The 18,652-nt window shown below is 73.8% G+C and carries 16 protein-coding genes; 7 read left to right on the plus strand and 9 right to left on the minus strand.

Features of this window, described 5'->3' with window-relative positions; genetic code table 11:
- The first annotated feature begins 367 nt into the window (after positions 1 to 367).
- Both ACH4N1_RS11485 and ACH4N1_RS11490 read left to right on the plus strand, forming a co-directional pair.
- A complete protein-coding gene (locus ACH4N1_RS11485) occupies positions 368 to 949 on the plus strand; it encodes a sigma-70 family RNA polymerase sigma factor (protein WP_398096378.1) in 582 nt (193 codons plus the stop codon).
- Positions 946 to 2,247, plus strand: coding sequence for an MDMPI N domain containing protein (locus ACH4N1_RS11490; protein ID WP_398096379.1), 1,302 nt, complete (start codon positions 946 to 948; stop codon positions 2,245 to 2,247). Before ACH4N1_RS11485 ends, ACH4N1_RS11490 begins: the two co-directional genes overlap by 4 nt.
- Before the next feature lie 129 nt (positions 2,248 to 2,376).
- Here ACH4N1_RS11490 and purU read toward each other — a convergent pair whose 3' ends face one another.
- Both purU and ACH4N1_RS11500 read right to left on the minus strand, forming a co-directional pair.
- Positions 2,377 to 3,261 (minus strand): formyltetrahydrofolate deformylase, encoded by an 885-nt coding sequence (gene purU / locus ACH4N1_RS11495; RefSeq protein ID WP_382787888.1) that lies wholly within the window; start codon positions 3,259 to 3,261, stop codon positions 2,377 to 2,379.
- A 78-nt stretch (positions 3,262 to 3,339) separates the two neighbouring features.
- Positions 3,340 to 3,786, minus strand: coding sequence for a hypothetical protein (locus ACH4N1_RS11500; protein ID WP_398096684.1), 447 nt, complete (start codon positions 3,784 to 3,786; stop codon positions 3,340 to 3,342).
- Between the two features lie 172 nt (positions 3,787 to 3,958).
- On the opposite strand from ACH4N1_RS11500, the gene ACH4N1_RS11505 reads away from it, so the two are divergent.
- The gene (locus ACH4N1_RS11505) at positions 3,959 to 5,314 is read left to right on the plus strand and encodes an ABC transporter substrate-binding protein (protein ID WP_398096380.1); all 1,356 of its coding nucleotides are present in this window, start codon (positions 3,959 to 3,961) and stop codon (positions 5,312 to 5,314) included.
- Positions 5,315 to 5,343: 29 nt separating this feature from the next.
- Here ACH4N1_RS11505 and ACH4N1_RS11510 read toward each other — a convergent pair whose 3' ends face one another.
- On the minus strand, positions 5,344 to 7,026 hold the full coding sequence (locus ACH4N1_RS11510; RefSeq protein WP_398096382.1) for a hypothetical protein: 1,683 nt from the start codon (positions 7,024 to 7,026) through the stop codon (positions 5,344 to 5,346).
- A 199-nt stretch (positions 7,027 to 7,225) separates the two neighbouring features.
- Positions 7,226 to 8,611 carry a transcriptional regulator gene (locus ACH4N1_RS11515; RefSeq protein ID WP_398096383.1) on the minus strand — a complete coding sequence of 462 codons (1,386 nt, stop codon included), beginning with the start codon at positions 8,609 to 8,611 and terminating at the stop codon, positions 7,226 to 7,228.
- Between the two features lie 288 nt (positions 8,612 to 8,899).
- Between ACH4N1_RS11515 and ACH4N1_RS11520 the strand changes: the two genes are divergently transcribed.
- Positions 8,900 to 9,562 (plus strand): bifunctional DNA primase/polymerase, encoded by a 663-nt coding sequence (locus tag ACH4N1_RS11520; protein WP_398096385.1) that lies wholly within the window; start codon positions 8,900 to 8,902, stop codon positions 9,560 to 9,562.
- A 64-nt stretch (positions 9,563 to 9,626) separates the two neighbouring features.
- On the opposite strand, the gene ACH4N1_RS11525 is transcribed toward ACH4N1_RS11520, so the two are convergent.
- Together ACH4N1_RS11525 and ACH4N1_RS11530 are read right to left on the minus strand one after the other, a co-directional pair.
- A complete protein-coding gene (locus ACH4N1_RS11525; protein WP_398096387.1) occupies positions 9,627 to 10,586 on the minus strand; it encodes an alpha/beta fold hydrolase in 960 nt (319 codons plus the stop codon).
- A 567-nt stretch (positions 10,587 to 11,153) separates the two neighbouring features.
- Complete coding sequence (locus tag ACH4N1_RS11530; RefSeq protein WP_392243534.1) at positions 11,154 to 11,846, minus strand: metal-dependent transcriptional regulator; 693 nt, start codon at positions 11,844 to 11,846, stop codon at positions 11,154 to 11,156.
- A gap of 226 nt (positions 11,847 to 12,072) precedes the next feature.
- Here ACH4N1_RS11530 and ACH4N1_RS11535 point away from each other — a divergent pair, with 226 nt between their 5' ends.
- A complete protein-coding gene (locus tag ACH4N1_RS11535; protein ID WP_398096388.1) occupies positions 12,073 to 12,828 on the plus strand; it encodes an SIS domain-containing protein in 756 nt (251 codons plus the stop codon).
- 35 nt (positions 12,829 to 12,863) lie between these two features.
- Here ACH4N1_RS11535 and ACH4N1_RS11540 read toward each other — a convergent pair whose 3' ends face one another.
- Both ACH4N1_RS11540 and ACH4N1_RS11545 read right to left on the minus strand, forming a co-directional pair.
- Complete coding sequence (locus tag ACH4N1_RS11540) at positions 12,864 to 14,288, minus strand: PAS domain-containing protein (protein ID WP_398096685.1); 1,425 nt, start codon at positions 14,286 to 14,288, stop codon at positions 12,864 to 12,866.
- Between the two features lie 134 nt (positions 14,289 to 14,422).
- The gene (locus tag ACH4N1_RS11545; RefSeq protein WP_398096390.1) at positions 14,423 to 14,875 is read right to left on the minus strand and encodes a GNAT family N-acetyltransferase; all 453 of its coding nucleotides are present in this window, start codon (positions 14,873 to 14,875) and stop codon (positions 14,423 to 14,425) included.
- Positions 14,876 to 15,559: 684 nt separating this feature from the next.
- Here ACH4N1_RS11545 and ACH4N1_RS11550 point away from each other — a divergent pair.
- Complete coding sequence (locus ACH4N1_RS11550; protein ID WP_366060352.1) at positions 15,560 to 16,588, plus strand: 2-oxoglutarate and iron-dependent oxygenase domain-containing protein; 1,029 nt, start codon at positions 15,560 to 15,562, stop codon at positions 16,586 to 16,588.
- A 16-nt stretch (positions 16,589 to 16,604) separates the two neighbouring features.
- Here ACH4N1_RS11550 and ACH4N1_RS11555 read toward each other — a convergent pair whose 3' ends face one another.
- Positions 16,605 to 17,741 carry a citrate synthase 2 gene (locus tag ACH4N1_RS11555; protein WP_398096392.1) on the minus strand — a complete coding sequence of 379 codons (1,137 nt, stop codon included), beginning with the start codon at positions 17,739 to 17,741 and terminating at the stop codon, positions 16,605 to 16,607.
- Between the two features lie 280 nt (positions 17,742 to 18,021).
- On the opposite strand from ACH4N1_RS11555, the gene pdxH reads away from it, so the two are divergent.
- Entirely contained in the window at positions 18,022 to 18,651 is a 630-nt protein-coding gene (gene pdxH / locus ACH4N1_RS11560; protein ID WP_398096687.1) for a pyridoxamine 5'-phosphate oxidase, read from the plus strand.
- Position 18,652 lies beyond the last annotated feature (1 nt).

Raw genomic sequence — 18,652 nt, forward strand, 5'->3', positions numbered from 1 at the left:
TTCGTCCGCCCGAACGGAAGCCGTCCCTTCGCTTCCTCGCAGCGCGGCTGCCCAGCGGCCGTTCCCCGAAACGACGAGCAAAAAACAACCAATTCGAGAAAGAGGCTTGTTCCGATCGCTATCGGTCCTGTTCGATCTCACCAGAACAAGGCCCAATCAACCCTGATCCAGTCTGATCGCCGGCAAGTCGGGTAGGCGTGCCCAGAGCATGCCTTTACCACCCTCCGAAGTGCAGGGGGCGCACATTGCACCAAAGGGGCGTGCGTCGTCGGACGTGCCGACTACATTCGAGGTGACGATGCACGCAGGCTGGACAGCGACAGGTCCCGGCGGGGGCGCCGGGCACGGGCAGGGCTGAGGGGGCCGCATGGCGAAGAAGGACGCACCGCCCCGCTGGGACCACAGGATGCAGCAGCGCCTCGCGCGCGGGGAGGCCGCCGCCCTCGGTGAGCTGTACGACCGGTTCGCTTCGCTCGTGCACGGCCTGGCCCACCGCGTGCTGGGGGACGAACGGGCCGCCGACGGCGTCACCCACGAGGTCTTCGCGCACGTGTGGGAGCACCCGGACTCCTACGACCACCGGGAGGGCCCCCTGCGCACCTGGGTCGCCGACCTGACCCACCGCCTGGCCGTGCAGCGACTGCGCGCCACGGAGACCGCGGCGCTCGCGCCGGACGGCTCCGGCAGCACCGAGGAGCTGGAGGACAAGGTGCGCCACGCCTCGGTCGCCGCCCGCGCCGACTACATCGTCCAGTCGATGCCGGCCCCGCTGCGCACCGCCCTGGAGCTGGCGTACTTCCAGCGCCGCGACTACCGCCAGACCGCCGCCGACCTCGGCGTCACCGAGGACGAGGCGCGCCGGCGCCTCCGGCTCGGCCTGCAACTGCTCTCCACGGCACACGACGCCGCCCCCGGCGCCCCGCCCGGACGCTACGGGGGTGCGGCATGACCGAGGACCGGTTCCCCGGGAACCCCGGAGCCGGCCGCCTGCCGCTCCCGCGGCCCCCGCGTGCCTCCGTGGCGGACGGCGGCCTCCCGCGGCCCGCTCCGGAACCCGCCGTTGCGGCGCCGCCGCGCCTGGAACACCCGGTGCTGAAGGCACTGTTGGGCGCCTGGGCGCTGGCCGCCTGCTCGGCCGAGGAGACCGCCGCCGTCGAGGACCACCTCGGCGACTGCGGGGTCTGCGCCGACGAGGCACGGCGGCTGCGCGAGGCGGTCGGCCTGCTCCAGCGCCCCGACAGCCTCGACCTGGATCCGGGCCTGCGCACCCGCGTCCTGGAGAGCTGCCTGGACCGGCGCCCGCCGCGCATCCCGGTGCCCGAGTGGGCGACGGCGTACGACGCGGAGACCGCCCGGCTGGACGCGCTGCTCCAGGACTTCGGGGACGCGGAGTGGCACGCGCCCGTGCGGCTGCGCTGGTTCCGCGGCCAGGACGCCACCAGCCGCCGTACGACCGTCGCCGGGGTCATCGCCCACCTGCTCGCGGTGGACGGGCTGGTCGCCGTCGCCCTGGGCCTCGACGATCCGCTGGGCCCGGCCGCGGGCGGCACCGCGGGCAAGCCGGCCGGCACACCCGCGGAGCGGACGGAGGCGTTCTGGGAAGCCTCGCACTTCCCGCCGACCCGGTCCGTGCGCGGCCCCTGGCGGGAACAGGCCCACGCGATCGTCCGCACGGTGTCCCTCAGCGACGGGGACGGCGACCGGGGCACCACCCGTGCGGGCGAAGCCGAGCGCGGCGAGGACCCCGGCACCGTCGCGGTGTCGTACGGCGACTTCGAACTGCCGCTGCGGGACGCGCTGGTGGACCGGGCCTTCGAATGCTGGGTGCACGCCGTGGACATCGCCGAGGCCGTCGACTACCCCTACGACCCACCCGCGCCGCGCCACCTGCGCGGCATGGTCGACCTCGCCGCCCGGATGCTGCCGGCCGTCCTCGCCGAACGCCGCCGCGCGGGACTGGCCGGGCCGGGCGACCGCCGGCACCTGGTGACCGCCGGCCGTCCCGGCCGCAGCCTGCGGCTGGAGATCGAGGGCCGGGGCGGCGGCGAGTGGTTCATCCCGCTCGACTCCCCGGCCGCGGTGGGCTCCGCCGACCACGAGGTGGCCCATGTCGCCCTGGACGACGTGGAGTTCTGCCGGCTCGCGGCGGGCCACGTCTCCCCGGAGGAGGCGGCGGCCGGCCAGGTGGGCGACCGGACGGCGATCCGCGACGTCCTGTCCGCGGCGGCGTCCCTGAGCCGGATGTAGGGTCTTTCGTCTGGATCAGGCCGGATCAGGGAGCGGGGCCCGCGAGCCCGGCCTGACCCGAACGAGAGGCCCCAGGGGCCGTCCGGGAAGCAAACGGAGCCCGGCGGTGGCACCACGCAGCGCAACGGCCTACGCGAAGACGACCGTCCGCCGCCCGTTCAGCAGGATCCGGCGCTCCGCGTGCCACTTCACGGCCCGCGCCAGCGCCTGGCACTCCACGTCCCGGCCGACGGCCACGAGCTGGTCCGGCGTGACGTCGTGCCCGACCCGCTCGACCTCCTGCTCGATGATCGGTCCCTCGTCGAGGTCGGCCGTCACGTAGTGGGCCGTCGCGCCGATCAGCTTCACGCCCCGCGCGTGCGCCTGGTGGTACGGCTTGGCGCCCTTGAAGCTCGGCAGGAACGAGTGGTGGATGTTGATGATCCTCCCGCTGAGCTGCTTGCACAGGTCGTCCGAGAGGACCTGCATGTAGCGGGCCAGCACGACCAGCTCGACGCCCTCCTCGCGGACGATCTCCAGCAGTCGCGCCTCCGCCTCGGCCTTGTTCTCCTTCGTCACCGCGATGTGGTGGAAGGGGATGCCGTACGAACCCACCAGCTCGGCGAAGTCGGTGTGGTTGGACACCACGGCCGCGATCTCCACCGGCAGCGCGCCGGTCCGGGCGCGGAACAGCAGGTCGTTCAGGCAGTGGCCGAACCTGCTGACCATCAGGACGATGCGCATCTTCTCGTCGGCCCGGTTGATCTGCCAGTCCATGTGGAAGGAGTCGCCGATCGCCGCGAAGCTCGCCCGCAGCTTGTCCACGGTCACCGGCGACTCCGCCGAGAAGTGGACGCGCATGAAGAACAGTCCCGTGTCGTGGTCGCCGAACTGCTGGCTGTCCTCGATGTTGCAGCCGGTCATGAACAGGTAGCTGGACACGGCGTGCACGATGCCCTGCTTGTCGGGGCAGGACAGCGTGAGGACGTACTGGTCGGCGAGGGTCGCCGTGGCGCGGGTGGACTGCTCACTCATGCAGCACAGGGTCTCACGACAGGTCGCACCCGCGGGAAATCCGTCCGCAGGGCGGAATCCCGTCCGTCACGCCGTCCGTCAGGCCGTCCGCGTCATGATCCGCAGCACTTCGAGCGTGCGCGGCGGGGTGTCCGGCTCCTCGCCGTCGGCCACCGCCATGCGCACGTGGGCGTCGCGCGCCGCCCGGACCGCGTCCGGCCAGCCCTCGTGGTCGACGTAGGCGGAGACCGGGGCGTCCGGCCCGACCTGGTGCATGATCCGCAGGACGCGCAGGACGGCGGTGTCGACGAGCGCCGCCTCCTGCGAGTCGCGGAAGATCGTGCCGACGTACTTCTCGGCGGACCAGTTGTCGAGCCAGGTGTCCTCGACCAGGCGGTACACGGCGTCGGTGACGTCCCCGTACCCGTCCACGCCGGCCAGCCAGACGTCCCGCTGGAACACCGGGTCGGAGAGCATGTGCAGCGCGGAGCGCACATTGCTGCGCCAGCGCCACCACGGCATGTCGTTGAGGGGCATGCCGCCCATGGTGGAGGAGCGACGGCCGCGACGGGAAGAGTTCTCCGAACCTTGCACGGTCGTCGATCGTACGTTTCCCCGCCCCGCGGGTCGCGTCGGCCCCCGCAATTCACCTCTCCGTCACCCTCCGTTGACCGTGGGTCACTCGGAGGTTGGCCGTGTGGCGGAATCGTGCAGGGACATGACCGGCAGGCAACGCACGCGAAGCACTTTCCTCCTCAGGTTCCTCCGCCCCACCAGGTCTTTCACCACCACCGTCCGGTCGGCGGGCGCCCTCGTGGCGTGTGCGTCGCTCGCTGCCGGCTGCGGGCTCGTCCCCGGTGCCACGGGGGGCTCCGGGGACGGCCCGATCGTCGTCATGACCTGGGCGCCCGAGGGCACCGCGGCCACCAACAAGCCCGGCATGCCCGCCTTCGCCCGCGCCTACGCCCGGTGGGTCAACGCCGGCGGCGGGCTGAACGGCCGCAAGCTCGAGGTCCTCACCTGCAACGACCACAACAGCGGCGTGGGCGCCGCGAAGTGCGCGCGGCAGGCCGTGAAGGCGGGGGCGGTCGCCGTCGTCGGCTCCTACAGCCAGCGCTCCGACTCCTTCCTCCCGTACCTGGAAGGCGCCGGCATCCCCTACATCGGCGGCTACGGCGTCACCAACGCCGAGTTCACCAGTCCGCTCTCCTACCCCGTCAACGGCGGCCAGCCGGCCCTGCTGGCCGGCCTCGGCAAGGAACTCGCCGCGGACTGCGACCGCGTCGCCCTCGTGCGCCCCGACACCATCGCGGGCGACACCCTGCCCGCCATGCTCGACGCCGGCCTCACGGCGGGCGGCCACGACAAGGCCGTGGACCAGCTGGCCGCGGAGGACGCCACCGAGTACTCGGCCCAGGCCGACGCCGCCCTGAAGGAGGTGACCTCGACGAGCGGGACCGGACGGGCCGACGGCACGGGCAAGGCCGGCAAGGGCGACGGCGGGTGCGTGGTCCCCGCCCTCGGCGACCGCACCGGCACCTTCATGGACTCCTTCCGGCGCGCCCGCGGGGACTACCCCGACGTGAGCACCGCCACCGTCCTCGGCAGCGTCGACCAGACGGTCATCAACTCCACCGGCGGCGCGTCCAGCGCCTTCGAGGGGGCGTACGTCACCGGCTGGTACCCGGTGGCGAGCGATCCGCGCTGGGACCCGATGAAGAAGGTGATCAGCGAGAGCGCCTTCTCCGACACCCGGATCGACCCCGCGGACACGGGCGTGCAGACCACCTGGATCGCCTACACCGTGTTCAGGAAGGCCGTGGAGTCGCTGGGCGGCGGCGCGGTGACCGCCGACACCGTCACCGGCGCCCTCGACGACGGCCTGCGGATCGGCACGGGCGGGCTCACGCCCACCCTGCGCTGGGAGTTCACCGACCAGCTCGCGTCGATCGGCTTCCCCCGCCTGGTCAACGCCAACGTGACCCTGCAGACCGTGAAGCAGGGCCGGCTGGCGGCGGCCAAGAAGGGCTTCGTCGACGTCACGAGGACGCTGGAGAACGCCGACGTCGACTGAGGCCGACGCCGGCCGGGCCCCTCCCCGGGTCACAGCTGTGTCGGCTGCCGCTCCGTCAGTCCGTACGTCTTCGCGATCGTGTTCCACAACGTGGCGGCCTGCGTCTTCTGGGCGCTGGCCGTGCCGCTCGCGCGGTTGGCCTGCTGCGTCCGGCCCGTGCTGCGGGCCTGGCCCTTCTTGCAGAGCTTGCCCTTGTCGGCGGCCACCTGGTCGGCCCAGGCCGCGTAGTGGTCGTCGGCGGAGGCCGAGGCCTGCCACGCCTTGGTGAGCGCGGCGGTCAGCCTGGCGTGGTCCGGCAGCTTGTCGACGGCCAGGCCGGACAGCGCGGTCACCAGTCCGGTGCGCTGCTTCGCCGCGTCCCTCAGGTCGGAGGCGGCCTGGGCGAGGTTGTCGCACCTCTTCACGTCGGCGACCGCGCCGATCACGGTCGCCCGGCTGCTGCCGCTGTCCGCGAGCAGCTTGTCCAGGGCGATCGCCTGCTGCTCGGCCGGATCGGCGGACGCCGAGGCGGAGCCCTCGGCGGCGGGCTGTGACGCGGCGACGGTCGCGTTGTCGTCGCCCTGCTCGTCATCGCCCCCGCCGGAGAGCAGGGCGCCCGCGCCGACCCCGACGACGACGAGGGCCACGCCGACCGCCGCGAACAGCGGCACCCGCGAGCCGCTGCGGCCGCCGCCCCGGTGGTCGTCGTCACGCATGGCGCGCCGACCGCCGGAGCCGCCGCCGGGCGGCGTGTACGAGGGCTGGGCGTGGGCGGCGGGGTGGGCGCCGCGGCCGGGGGGCTCCGGCTCCGAGAAGCGCGGCATCTGCTGCGTGGACCCGGCCGGGCCGTCGTCGGCGGGGCCGCTGCGGAAGAGGTTGTCGAACTCGGCGGGCGGCTGCTTCTCGCCGGCGCCGTACGGACCCTGGCCGGTCACCGGCGGGATGTACTGGGTGGCCTCGGCGTCGGCGTGGGAGCCGTGCTGCCCGCCGTGGGCGGCCTGGGGTCCCGGACCGTGCTGGGCGCGGCCCAGGAAGTGGGTGGACTCCGAGGGGGACTCGGGCGGCAGGGCGCCCGGCATGCCCGGCGCGACCGGCGGGAGGTACTGCGTCGCGCCCTCGTCGCCCGGCCCCGGTGCGGGGACGGGCGGTATGTACTGGGTGGCCCCCTCGTCCAGCGGCGCGGACGCGGAGACCGGCGGTATGTACTGGGTGGCCCCGTCGTCCACGGGCGCGGGCCCGGACGCGGAGACGGGGGGTATGTACTGGGTGGCGCCGTCGGCCATGGGAGGCAGCGGCGCGGCCGGCACACCGTGGCCGTACGACGGCGCGGGGGCGCCCTCGGGCGGCAGCGGGCCGGCGCCCTGACCGGGTCCGGGCTGCGGTGCGGCCCGCCACGCGTCGGGGCCGGTCGGCTGCGGGGTGTCCCACTGCCGGTCCCCGCCCCACTGCTGCTGGTCCGCCGGGGGCGGCCAGGCCTGCCCCGGCTGCTGCCCGGACCGGTGCCCGGGCTGGTACTCCGACTGCTGTCCCGGTCCCCAGGACGGGTCCCAGGTCTGCCCGTCGGCCGGCGGGGGCGAGGGCTCCCGGCCGTACTGCTGCCGGCCGGCGTGGGGATCGTGCCGCGGGCCGTTCGCCGTGCCCGGCAGCAGGGGTTCCCCGCCGTCGGAGGGCAGCACGATGCCTTCGCGCGCGGGCCGCGCCGAGGGCTCCTCGCCCTGTCCACTCTGCGTCACCGGGACTCCTGCTGATGGGGGACCTTCGGAATCGTCGGCTCACGCTACCGGGTCCCCGGAACCCCGTGCCACGCAGCTCAGGTCGTGATCTCCCCTTCGTGCGACGGCCAAAGGACCGGAGCGCCGTGCGCCGTACCCGCCGCCGGCCGTGTGGCGGCGGGCCGTTCCCCGGCCGTTCACGCCACGGCGCCCCGGATGTTCACGCGGCGGCCTGGAGTTCCAGCCGCGCCCCGAACTCCCTGACCACGGGCTCCTCCCGGAACGGTTCCAGCCGCTGCTGGAGGTCCTCCAGGTACTCGGCACCGCGGTCGGAACGGAGCGTCTCCAGCAACTCCACCGCTTTCGTACCGGTGTTGCAGGCCTGCTCGACCTCCCGCTGCTGCACCTGCGCCGTGGCCAACAGCACATATCCGATGGCCCGTCGGCGGGCCCGGCTCTCCGGGTGCCCGGCCAGCGACTGCTCCGCGCAGCGCGCCGCCGCCTCGGCCTGGCCGAGGTCGCGGTGGCAGTGCGCCAACTCGTCGGCCAGATAGGCCTCGTCGAAGTGCGCGATCCACGCCGGGTCGTCCCCGGCCGCCGGATCGGCCGCCTCCAGCGCCGACACGGCCCGCCCGGACGCCGCGTGAGCCGCCCGTACGTCACCCAGCAGGGCGTGCCCGCGGGCCTCGGCGGCGTGGAACATGGCCTCCGCGCGCGGCGTCACCCGCCCTCGCGCCCCTTCCTGCGCCGCGCGCGCCAACTGGGCGATCTCGCGCGGGTTCCCGAGCTGGGCGGCGAGGTGGCTCATGGAGGCGGCGAGCACGTAGCCGCCGTAGCCGCGGTCGCCCGCCGCCTGGGCGAGGCGCAGGGCCTGGATGTAGTAGCGCTGGGCGAGGCCGGGCTGCCCGGTGTCGACGGCCATGTAGCCCGCCAGTTCGGTGAGCCGGGCCGCGGACGAGAAGAGTTCGCGCCCCACCGCCTCCCGGTAGGAGCCGGCGAGCAGGCCGGAGACGACGCTGTTGAGGTAGTGCACGACGACCGGGCGCACATGCCCGCTGCCGTACTGGTGGTCCAGTTCGACCAGCGCCCGGGTCATCGCCTTCACCGCCGCCACGTCGGACAGGCCCACCCGGGGGCCGGCCGAGCGCGCCACCTGCGCGTCGGGCGAGGAGATCAGCCAGTCACGGCTCGGTTCGACCAGCGCGGAGGCGGCCACGGACGCCCCCGAGAGGAAGTCCCGCCGGCCCACGTCGCTGCGCCACAGCTCGCAGACCTGCTCGATGGCCCCCAGTACCGTCGGCGAGTACTGGAGACCGACACCCGACGCGAGGTTCTTGCCGTTGGCCATGCCGATCTCGTCGATCGTGACCGTGCGGCCGAGTTTGCGGCCCAGGGCCTCGGCGATGACCGCCGGGGCGCGTCCCCGCGGCTGCTGTCCGCGCAGCCAACGGGCCACGGACGTCTTGTCGTAGCGCAGGTCGAGACCGTGCTCGGCGCCGCACATGTTCACGCGGCGGGCGAGCCCGGCGTTCGAGCATCCGGCTTCCTGGATGAGCGCCTGCAGCCGTTCGTTCGGCTGCCGCGCGACGAGAGGCCTTGCGGCCATTGGCACTACCCCCTGTGGCTGCGGTGCCTTTCCCGCGCACCGAGTTGATGTGTCTTCCACCGAAAAGTTCCGGCCGTGAAGATCAATGCCCCGCGGACAGGACGAGAATGCGAGGCATGCGAGGATTGCCTGGGTAAAGACGGAAGCTTCCCCCAAGCCTCACTACCCGCTCACGCGCTCGTTCCTCCCGCGCGCCCCCGGTCATGCACCCGTGCGCCCCGGACGGGGAGCCGGTGCTCCTCCCCCGCGCACGTGGGCGGGCCGTAACCCCTGGTGACGCCCGGAGTTGTGTTCATCGTGGAAGAGACCATCGCGGGCGCCGAGGCCACCCAGATCCCGAAGCAGCGCGGGGAATCGCTGCTGGAGACCGCTGTTCGCTACGTCGAGGAACGCCACTGGGAGGTCGTCCCCGGCACCTGGCTGGAAGCCGTCGACGGGACGCAGCGCTGCTCCTGCGGCGACGCGGCGTGTCCGGCACCCGGGGCGCACCCGGCCCGGCCCGACTGGGCGACGCAGGCGACGGGCAGCGCGACCGTCGCGCGGCGCATGTGGCAGAAGCAGCCCGGCGCGTCGATCCTGCTGCCGACCGGGCGGACCTTCGACGCGATCTCCGTGCCGGAGACGGCCGGGTTCCTGGCGCTGGCGCGGATGGAGCGGATGGAGTCGACGCTGGGCCCGGTCACGTCGGCGCCGGACCGGCGGATGCACTTCTTCGTCCTTCCCGGGGCCGCGGCCAAAGTGCCGGACCTCCTCCGCACGTTGGGGTGGACGCCGTCCTCCCTCGACCTCGTCGCGCTGGGCGAGGGGGCGTACGTGGCGGCGCCGCCCACACGGTTCGGGTCGCGGGGGGCCGTGCAGTGGGCCTGCCGGCCCACGCCCGCCAACCGCTGGCTGCCGGACGCGGAGGAGCTGATCTCCCCGCTGGCCTACGCGTGCGGCAGGGACCGGTAGACCCCAGGCGCGTCTTCGGAGGGGCGCCTCGCGCGGAGGCGCCCGGTCTCCCCCGCAGGCCCGCTCAGCGGGCCAGCACCCCGTCCAGGAACGGCTCGATGGCCGCCCGCCAGCCCTCCGGCTGGTCGTAGTGCACGAGGTGACCGGCGTCGGCCACCTCCGCGTACTCCCCGCGCGGCAGCACCCGCACCATCTCCTGCGCCTCCGCGCGCCCCAGTTCGCCGTTCAGGCCGCGGACGACCAGGGTGGGGCAGTCGACCTGGGCGAGTTCCTCCCAGTGGGCGTCGTAGACCCAGGTCTCACGGGACTTGAGCATCTGCTCGGGTTCGAAGACGGGGCGCCAGCCGTCGGCGGACTCCTGCATCACCTCGGCGTAGAACTCGCCGCGCGCCGGGTTGGGCCGCTCCACCCAGGGGTCGTCCTCGCCGAACCACTTGCGGACGTCGGCGAGGGTGGCGAAGGGGAGGGGCCAGGACGTGAACCAGTCGGCCCACTCGCGCTGCGAGGCCGCGCCGAGCGCGGAGGCGCGCATGTCGCAGATGATCACGCCGGAGATCAGGTCGGGGCGCTTGGCGGCGAGCTGCCAGGCGGTCAGGGCGCCCATGGCGTGGCCGACGAGGACGGCGGGGGCGAGGCCGAGCTGTTCGAGGGCGGCCTCGGCGTCCTCGACGTACGCCTCGCGCGTGAAGGCGGCCCGCGGCGGCTTGTCGCTCCGGCCGTGGCCCCGCTGGTCGAGGGCGACGGCGCGGTGCCGCTCGGAGAGCCAGCGGGCGGTGGACGCCCAGTGCGAGGCCCGGCCCATCAGACCGTGCAGTAACAGCACCCCGGTGGTGCGCTCGGCGGCCGCCGGTGCGGACCACTCCCCACCCGCCCCGGCCGGTTCACCGCCCGGTGTCCCGGCCGACTGGGACGGAATCACGGCTTCCGGCCCGTTCTCCGCCGGGTCCTTCTTGGGTGGGTCGCCGAACTCCCAGGCCGCCAGGCGTACACCGCCCGCCCCGGTCACGTCGATGCGTCGCGCCATAGCTCCTGGCACCCCCTCGCTCCCGCTCGGACCCCCCGCTCCCGCTCGAGCCGGCCGGTCCGGTCACGCGTCGTGTCCGCCGTCGTACCGCTGTGCTGCTCACTGCCTCACTGCCCGCGCGCCCCGCGCACCGCGTCCCGCACGAGCCCCTCACCCGCACGCTATCGAGTGTCCATTCGAAAACATCTGCTTCCGCGAGGAACACCCCTCGTTCGAGTGACCCCCCTCAAGGAATGATCGCCGCCACCGGGGGGAGATCTTCAGCAGGGGGCGGACCGCTCGGGGAAACCGGTCCGCAGGGAATGACCTTGAGAGCTCGGGGCTCCAGGTCAGAACAGGGGAGGACAGGCCCCGGCGCCGCAGGGCGCCGGGGCCCTCCCATGATCCGCGGCACATCATCCCGCCCCCTCAGGTCATATGCCTCACGCGACAGCCTGGCACGCACGGCGCCGGAGCGCTGCGGTTCGACACAGGGAATCACCGATTCGACGAGATCGACAGGACGCCTCAACTAACCCGGCAGCCTCAGGAGTTGAACAACGCTCAGCAAGTGGGCCGACGCGGGCGTCAACGCTTGGCGACGAACACGTGGGAGGCGATGTCCGCCCCCAGTTCGGCCGCCTCGCCGCCACTGCCGACCAGTACGCCGCCGGCCGACTCCGTCACGCTCACCACCGAGCCCGGCTGCACGCCGGCCCGCCGCAGCGTGTACATCAGCTGCGCGTCCGTCTGGATCGGCTCGCCGATGCGGCGCACGACGACCGTCTTGCCCTCCAGGCCCGGGTCGAGGTCGGCCAGCGACACCATGCCCTCGTCCAGGAAGGGATCGGCGATGTCCTTCTCCCCCAACTCCTCCAGGCCCGGGATGGGGTTGCCGTACGGCGACTCGGTGGGGTGACGCAGCAGTTCGAGGACCCGGCGCTCGACGGCCTCGCTCATCACGTGCTCCCAGCGGCACGCCTCCGCGTGGACCTGCTCCCACTCCAGGCCGATCACGTCGACGAGGAGACACTCGGCCAGGCGGTGCTTGCGCATCACGCGCGTGGCGAGGCGGCGGCCCTCGTCCGTCAGCTCCAGGTGCCGGTCACTGGCCACGGAGACCAGGCCGTCCCGCTCCATACGGGCCACCGTCTGGCTGACCGTCGGCCCGCTCTGGTCGAGCCGCTCGGCGATCCGGGCGCGCATGGGGACCACACCTTCCTCCTCCAGCTCGAGGATGGTGCGGAGATACATCTCCGTGGTGTCGATCAGTCCGGACATACGTGCCCCTCGATGAGATGGCCGGAGGCTGGACGGCTCTCCGGCTCGTGCGCTGGCCCTGGCCTCAATTCTGCCGGATACCACCGACAAGCGTGCCGCGCCGCCGGAACGAGGGGGTTGCGCCGGGGCCGCGGCTCCCCGGCCGTGTTGACAGGGCGCTGGTCCGGACCGCACGGTGATCCGCGACACGGACACGGACACCGGATTCGGCAAAGGGGCCCCTCGGATGAGTGACCGCACGCCCGCCGCGCAGTTCTTCGACGCCGCGATCGGCCTGTTGCAGCGGGTTCGCGACGAGGAGGCGGAGGCCGTGGAGGCCGCCGGCGTCCTCCTCGCCGACACCGTGGCCTGCGGCGGACGCCTGTTCGCCTTCGGCGCCGGCCATTCCTCCCTCGCCGCGCAGGACGTCGTCTACCGCGCGGGAGGCCTGGCCCTGATGAACCTGCTCGCGGTGCCGGGCGTCGTGGGCGTCGACGTCACGCCCGCCACCCTCGGCTCCGCCCTGGAGCGCGTCGACGGCCTGGCGAGCGCGGTCCTGGAGACCTCGCCGGTGCGCGCGGGCGACGCCCTGGTGATCGTCTCGCTGTCGGGCCGCAACGCCCTCCCGGTGGAGATGGCCCTCGGCGCGCGCGCCCTGGGCGTCAAGGTCATCGGCGTGACCTCGGTGGCGTACGCCGCCGAGACGACGTCCCGGCACCGGTCGGGGACGTTCCTCAAGGACCACTGCGACCTCGTCCTGGACTCGAAGATCGCCGTCGGGGACGCCGAGCTGACCCTCGACACCGTCCCCGCGCCCTTCGCGCCCGCCTCCACCGTCGTCACCACGGCCCTGCTCCAGGCGGTCGTGGCCACCGCGGCCGCCTCCCTCGCGGAACGCGGCGTCGAGCCCCCGCTGCTGCGCTCCGGCAACGTCGACGGCGGCCACGACTGGAACGGCCGGATCATGGACGAGTACCGGGACCGGATCTTCTACCGGCGCTGAGGGGCCGCGCCCGCGGTGACGGGCTCCCGCGCGCGTCAGACCTCGTCGCCGCTCCCGGCGGGACCGACGCGGCCGGCGAGGTCGAGGGCGGCCGCCATCCGGACGGCGACGTCCTCGGCGTAGGTCGCGTCGGAGCGCTCGAAGGCCGTACGGCCCGCCGCGCGCAGGAACGTCACGACGCCCAGGGTGCGGCCGCGGCTGCGCAGGACCGCGCAGAGCGCGTGCACGGTGTCCTCGGGCCACTGACGCGCCCGCGCCCACTCGACGGCCCGGTCCGGCGCCACCTTGCCCGCGGAGGCGCGCACCGAGCCGGCGCGGGTCACGCACTGGAGCGCCGGGTGGCTCTCCGCGTACCCCACGGGCAGCCCGGCGTGGCCGGTGAGGACGCTGGGGCCCGGTCCGCCCGAGGGGGTGGCCGCCACCCGCACCAGACGCGGCGGGGCGTCCGACTCCCCGTCCGTCCTCGGCGCGCCGGCGACCCGGTCGATCACGGCGTGGTCGGCGAAGCCGGCGAGGGCGAAGTCGAGGTGGACGGTCGCCGCCTCCGCCGGGTCCTCGCACTCGGCGGCAGCCCGCGACGCCCGGTGCAGCTGGTTCGTCCGGAACCGCAGCAGGGCCGCCTCCTGCTCGACCTTCTTGGCCTCGGTGACGTCCTGGAACAGCCAGCCGACGCCGAGCGGCACCGGCTCCTCGGCGAGCGGGGAGGCGAGCCGCACGAAGCCGCTGCGCCAGCAGCGCCGCTTCTCGCCGTCCGGGGTCCGCACCCCCACCCACAGCTCGGCGGGCGCGGGCGGGGCACCCTCGGCGAGGACGTGCGTGAGCGCGTTCTCCAGCTCCTCGACGCCCCGGGTGAGCAGGTCGCCCAGCGGACGGCCCAGGACCGCCGTACGGCCCGTGCCGAGCGCGCGGGCGGCGTGCGCGTTGACGACGGCGGGGCGCAGGTCGGCGTCGACGAGGACCACGCCCCAGGACGCGTCCGCGAAGAGGGCCTCGCTCAGGGCGATGGAGCGCTCCAGGTCGATCTGGGTGTGCACCTCGCTGAACGCGCAGTACAGCCCGGCGGGCTTGCCGTCGGGGCCGCGGACGGCGGCGGACTGGGTGCGCACCAGGACCCGGCCGCCGTCCTTGGTGAGCAGCGCGAACTCGTGCACCTGCCGGCCGGGCGCCCCCATCGCGGCCATCAGCCGGCCCTCGATCTCCTCGGCGTCCGCCTCGCGCACCGCCCAGCCGGCGAAGCCGCGCCGGCCGACCGCCTCCGCGGCGGTCCAGCCGAGGATGCGCTCCGCCTCGCGGTTCCAGTGGGTGACGACGCCGTCGGCGTCGAAGGCGCACAGGGCCGCGTCCATCCCGTCGAGCAGCGCGGCGAGCAGGTCGGAGCCGTCCGGACCCTCCGGGCCGGGCCGCTCGGGCTCGTCCGGTCCCAGTTCGTCGGTGGTCCCACTACGGCGGGAAGCACTCACCCGGACCCCCTCAGCTTCGCTCACGTGCCCTCATTCAACTTGAACGTGACGCAGCCCACATATGGTTCCCGCAAGATTTCCGGGGAATCGTCGTACGCCGGTCCCGCCGGGTACGCCGGTCCCGCCGCTGTCCGCTAGAGCGCGGCCAGCCGCAGGTCGACCCAGACGTCGTCCTCGCCGTCCAGCGTGTACCGCTCCGTCTCGACGAACCCGCGCGCCTCGGCGAACCGCAGGCCGTCCTCGTTGACGGCCAGCACGCACGTCTCCACCGCCCGGGCGCCCAGCACGCGCGCGTGGGCGAGACCGTTCTCGTACAGCGCGGTGCCGTGTCCGCGGCGGCGGTACGGCGGCAGCACGCGCGCGATGACGGTGGCCACCGCCTCCTCGCCTGCCGGGGGCCGCAGCGTCGAGCAGCCGACGAGGACGTCACCGAGGTAGGCGTTCTCCAGGCGGTGGCGGTCGGCACGCGCGCGTGCCTCGTCGAGGGACATGGCGGCCGGGGGCACGATCGTGTTGTGGACGTGCCGCCACTGCTCGAGCATGGCCGCACCGGCGACCGGCGCGATGCGAAGACGAAGATCGGTCACGGCACCAGGCAACCGTGCGGCGGGGCGGGCGTCAACGCGGTTGCGGGTCCGGCCCCGGTTCCCGCCGCGCCGTGCGGGCGGCGCACGCGCGTCCACCGGCCCCCGGAGGGGTCCGCGGAAAAAGGGGTTGAACGGACGGCGGGACGCTTCTTAAGGTGGCGAGCACACGAGAAGGGAGGTGGTTCGGCGAATGTACGAGAACCGGACGCGTGAGGTGGCTGCGGGCTAGCGGCCCGTCACCACACCGAGTGCGGTGCCGGACCCGCACGTGAAAGAGGCGTGCAGCCGGCCCAATCCCAGCAGTCACCCGACCCGCGAGTCGCCGGTACGTCCGGCCGGCCCTCCCCCGGAGGACCAGACTCGCGGGTCGTCTGCGTTCACGGGCTCCCCTCGAGGCTCCGCCGTCCGGGCAGGCCGACCGTGGATTCTCCGGTACGTGACGCACGCCACGCACGAATGCGCGGGCGGGGAGTACCCTGACCGCATGCTTTCGCTCGTTCGGCGCCGCCACGTGGACTACGTCCGCGTCACGAGCATGGGCTGTCGACGCTCCCTCTGAGCCGTCCGGCCCCCTTCGCGGTTCGGCAACCGCCCGCATTCCCCCCTTTCTCTGCCCACCTGGCACCCGTGCGCCCGCCCCACCCACGGCGCTCGCGCGGGCCCCGTACACCCCGCGGACGCACCATGACGAACGTGTCGACGAACCCGTCGTACCAGCAACTGCCGATCATCGATCTCTCCGCCGCCGACCGGGGGCCCGAGGCCCGGGAGCTGTTGCGCGCGCAGCTGCACGGCGCCGCGCACGACGTGGGGTTCTTCCAGCTCGTGGGGCACGGGGTGAGCGAGGCGGAGACGGCGGCGCTGCTCTCCGCGATGCGGCGGTTCTTCGCGCTGCCCGAGGCCGAGCGGCTCGCGATCGACAACGTGAACTCGCCGCACTTCCGGGGCTACACGCGCACCGGTGACGAGCGGACCGGGGGCCGGCAGGACTGGCGGGACCAGCTGGACATCGGGGCGGAGCGGCCGGCGCGGGTGCCGGGGCCCGGGGAGCCGGCGTACTGGTGGCTGGAGGGACCCAACCAGTGGCCCGCCGGGCTGCCCGAGCTGCGGGTGGCCGCGCTGCGGTGGGTCGAGCGGCTCAGCGGCGTCGCCCAGCGGCTGCTGCACGAGCTGCTCGCCTCGATCGGGGCGCCCGCGGACTTCTACGACCCGGTGTTCGGGGAGCGGGCTCATCCGCACCTGAAGCTGGTGCGCTATCCGGGGAGCGCGGGCGACGGCACCGGTCAGGGGGTGGGGGCCCACAAGGACTACGGGTTCCTGACGCTGCTGCTCCAGGACCGGGTGGGCGGGCTCCAGGTGCAGCGGGAGGACGGGCTCTTCCACGACGTCCCGCCGCTGCCCGGGGCGTTCGTCGTCAACCTCGGCGAGCTGCTGGAGGTGGCGACGAACGGGTACCTGGTGGCCACCAACCACCGGGTGGTGTCGCCGCCGAGCGCGGTCGAGCGGTTCTCCGTGCCGTTCTTCTACAACCCGCGCCTCGACGCACGGGTGGAGCCGCTGCCCTTCCCGTACGCCTCCGCCGCGCCCGGTGTGACCGACGATCCGGCCAATCCGCTGTTCGCCGAATACGGCTTCAACGAGCTGAAGGGCAAGCTGCGAGCCCATCCGCTGGTGGCCGAGCGGCATCACGCGGAGCTGCTCAGCCCCGCGTGACGGCCGCCCGGGCGGGTCAGCGGGCGACGTCGGCGATGTCAGCGATGTCAGCGATGTCAGCGATGTCGGTGTATCCCTCGATCTCCCGGGGGCCGCGGGAGCCGGGGCCGGTGTAGCGGGCGGAGGGGCGGACGAGGCGGCCGGTGCGCTTCTGCTCCAGGATGTGCGCCGACCAGCCGGCGGTGCGGGCGCACGTGAACATCGACGTGAACATGTGGGCGGGGACCTCGGCGAAGTCGAGGACGATGGCCGCCCAGAACTCCACGTTGGTCGCCAGGACCCGGTCCGGGCGACGGGCGTGGAGTTCGGCGAGGGCGGCCTTCTCCAGGGCCTCGGCGATCTCGAAGCGCGGCGCGCCCAGCTCGCGGGCGGTGCGGCGCAGCACGCGGGCGCGGGGGTCCTCGGCGCGGTAGACGCGGTGGCCGAAGCCCATGAGGCGTTCGCCCTTGTCGAGGGCCTGCTTGACGTAGGCCTCGGCGTCGCCGGTGCGCTCGATCTCCTCGATCATGCCGAGGACGCGCGAGGGGGCGCCGCCGTGCAGCGGGCCGGACATGGCACCGACCGCGCCGGAGAGGGCGGCGGCGACGTCCGCGCCGGTGGAGGCGATGACGCGGGCGGTGAAGGTGGACGCGTTCATGCCGTGCTCGGCGGCGGAGGTCCAGTAGGCGTCGACCGCGGCGACGTGCTTGGGGTCGGGCTCGCCGCGCCAGCGGATCATGAACCGCTCGACGACGGACCGGGCCTTGTCGATCTCGCTCTGCGGGACCATGGGGCGGCCCTGTCCGCGGGCGGACTGGGCGACGTAGGACAGCGCCATGACGGCGGCGCGGGCGAGGTCCTCGCGGGCCTGCTCGGCGTCGATGTCGAGGAGCGGTTTGAGGCCCCAGACGGGGGCGAGCATGGCGAGCGCGGACTGGACGTCGACGCGGATGTCGCCGGAGTGGACGGGGATGGGGAACGGCTCGGCGGGCGGCAGGCCGGGGTTGAAGGCGCCGTCGACGAGCAGGCCCCACACGTTGCCGAAGGAGACGTGGCCGACGAGGTCCTCGATGTCGACACCCCGGTACCGGAGTGCGCCGCCCTCCTTGTCGGGTTCGGCGATCTCCGTCTCGAACGCGACGACTCCTTCGAGTCCGGGTACGAAGTCGGACATCAGGCGGCTCCTCGTGATGTGTGCGACAGGTGGCGCCGATGGCTCCGCGGTCCGTGCGGGGACTCGCGGTCCTGGGCGGTCACTCCGGTGATGCCCCGCGCACTCGGCGGTCACGCAACCGGGATGGCACAAGCACCATAACCCCGGGTGCCACCTTTGGGGAGGTGTCGCGGCACTCAGTGCCATCTTCGGGTGGGCGGGGGCACTGCTGCCGACGGCTCCGGTGCGGCAAGATGACGGCGTGGACCACGCAGAAACCGTTTCTCCCGATCCCGCCTCCATGCGCAAGCAGTACCGGGCGGAGGGCCTCGACGAGGCCGATCTGGCCGCCACTCCCGTGGAGCAGTTCGCGCGCTGGTTCAGGCAGGCCGCGGCGGAGGCGCACCTGTTCGAGCCCAACGCCATGGTCGTCTCCACGGCGGACGCCGAGGGGCGGCCCTCCTCCCGCACGGTGCTGCTGAAGCACTTCGACGCGCACGGCTTCGTCTTCTACACGAACTACGACTCCCGCAAGGGCCGCGACCTCGCGGAGAACCCGCACGTCAGCCTGCTGTTCCCGTGGCATCCGGTGGCCCGGCAGGTCATCGTGCGGGGGGTGGCCCGGCGCACCGGGCGGGACGAGACGGCGGCGTACTTCCGGACCCGGCCGCACGGCTCCCAGCTCGGCGCGTGGGCGAGCGTGCAGTCCGCGGTGATCACGTCCCGCGACGATCTCGACGCCTCCTACGCCGAGCTGGCGGCCCGCTACCCGGAGGGCGAGCAGGTGCCGGTGCCGCCGCACTGGGGCGGTTTCCGGGTGGTGCCGGAGTCGGTGGAGTTCTGGCAGGGCCGGGAGAACCGGCTGCACGACCGCCTGCGCTACGTGGCGGAGACGGACGGCGGCTGGCGGGTGGAGCGGCTCAGCCCGTGAG

It is taken from the genome of Streptomyces sp. NPDC017202 (assembly GCF_044331705.1).
In the GTDB taxonomy this organism is placed as follows: domain Bacteria; phylum Actinomycetota; class Actinomycetes; order Streptomycetales; family Streptomycetaceae; genus Streptomyces.

Coding starts and splice junctions, on each gene's coding strand:
- ACH4N1_RS11485 (WP_398096378.1), top strand. CDS start 368: ATGGCGAAGAAGGACGCACCGCCCCGCTGGGACCACAGGATGCAGCAG.
- ACH4N1_RS11490 (WP_398096379.1), top strand. CDS start 946: ATGACCGAGGACCGGTTCCCCGGGAACCCCGGAGCCGGCCGCCTGCCG.
- purU (WP_382787888.1), bottom strand. CDS start 3,261: ATGAGTGAGCAGTCCACCCGCGCCACGGCGACCCTCGCCGACCAGTAC.
- ACH4N1_RS11500 (WP_398096684.1), bottom strand. CDS start 3,786: ATGGGCGGCATGCCCCTCAACGACATGCCGTGGTGGCGCTGGCGCAGC.
- ACH4N1_RS11505 (WP_398096380.1), top strand. CDS start 3,959: ATGACCGGCAGGCAACGCACGCGAAGCACTTTCCTCCTCAGGTTCCTC.
- ACH4N1_RS11515 (WP_398096383.1), bottom strand. CDS start 8,611: ATGGCCGCAAGGCCTCTCGTCGCGCGGCAGCCGAACGAACGGCTGCAG.
- ACH4N1_RS11525 (WP_398096387.1), bottom strand. CDS start 10,586: ATGGCGCGACGCATCGACGTGACCGGGGCGGGCGGTGTACGCCTGGCG.
- ACH4N1_RS11530 (WP_392243534.1), bottom strand. CDS start 11,846: ATGTCCGGACTGATCGACACCACGGAGATGTATCTCCGCACCATCCTC.
- ACH4N1_RS11535 (WP_398096388.1), top strand. CDS start 12,073: ATGAGTGACCGCACGCCCGCCGCGCAGTTCTTCGACGCCGCGATCGGC.
- ACH4N1_RS11550 (WP_366060352.1), top strand. CDS start 15,560: ATGACGAACGTGTCGACGAACCCGTCGTACCAGCAACTGCCGATCATC.
- ACH4N1_RS11555 (WP_398096392.1), bottom strand. CDS start 17,741: ATGTCCGACTTCGTACCCGGACTCGAAGGAGTCGTCGCGTTCGAGACG.
- pdxH (WP_398096687.1), top strand. CDS start 18,022: ATGCGCAAGCAGTACCGGGCGGAGGGCCTCGACGAGGCCGATCTGGCC.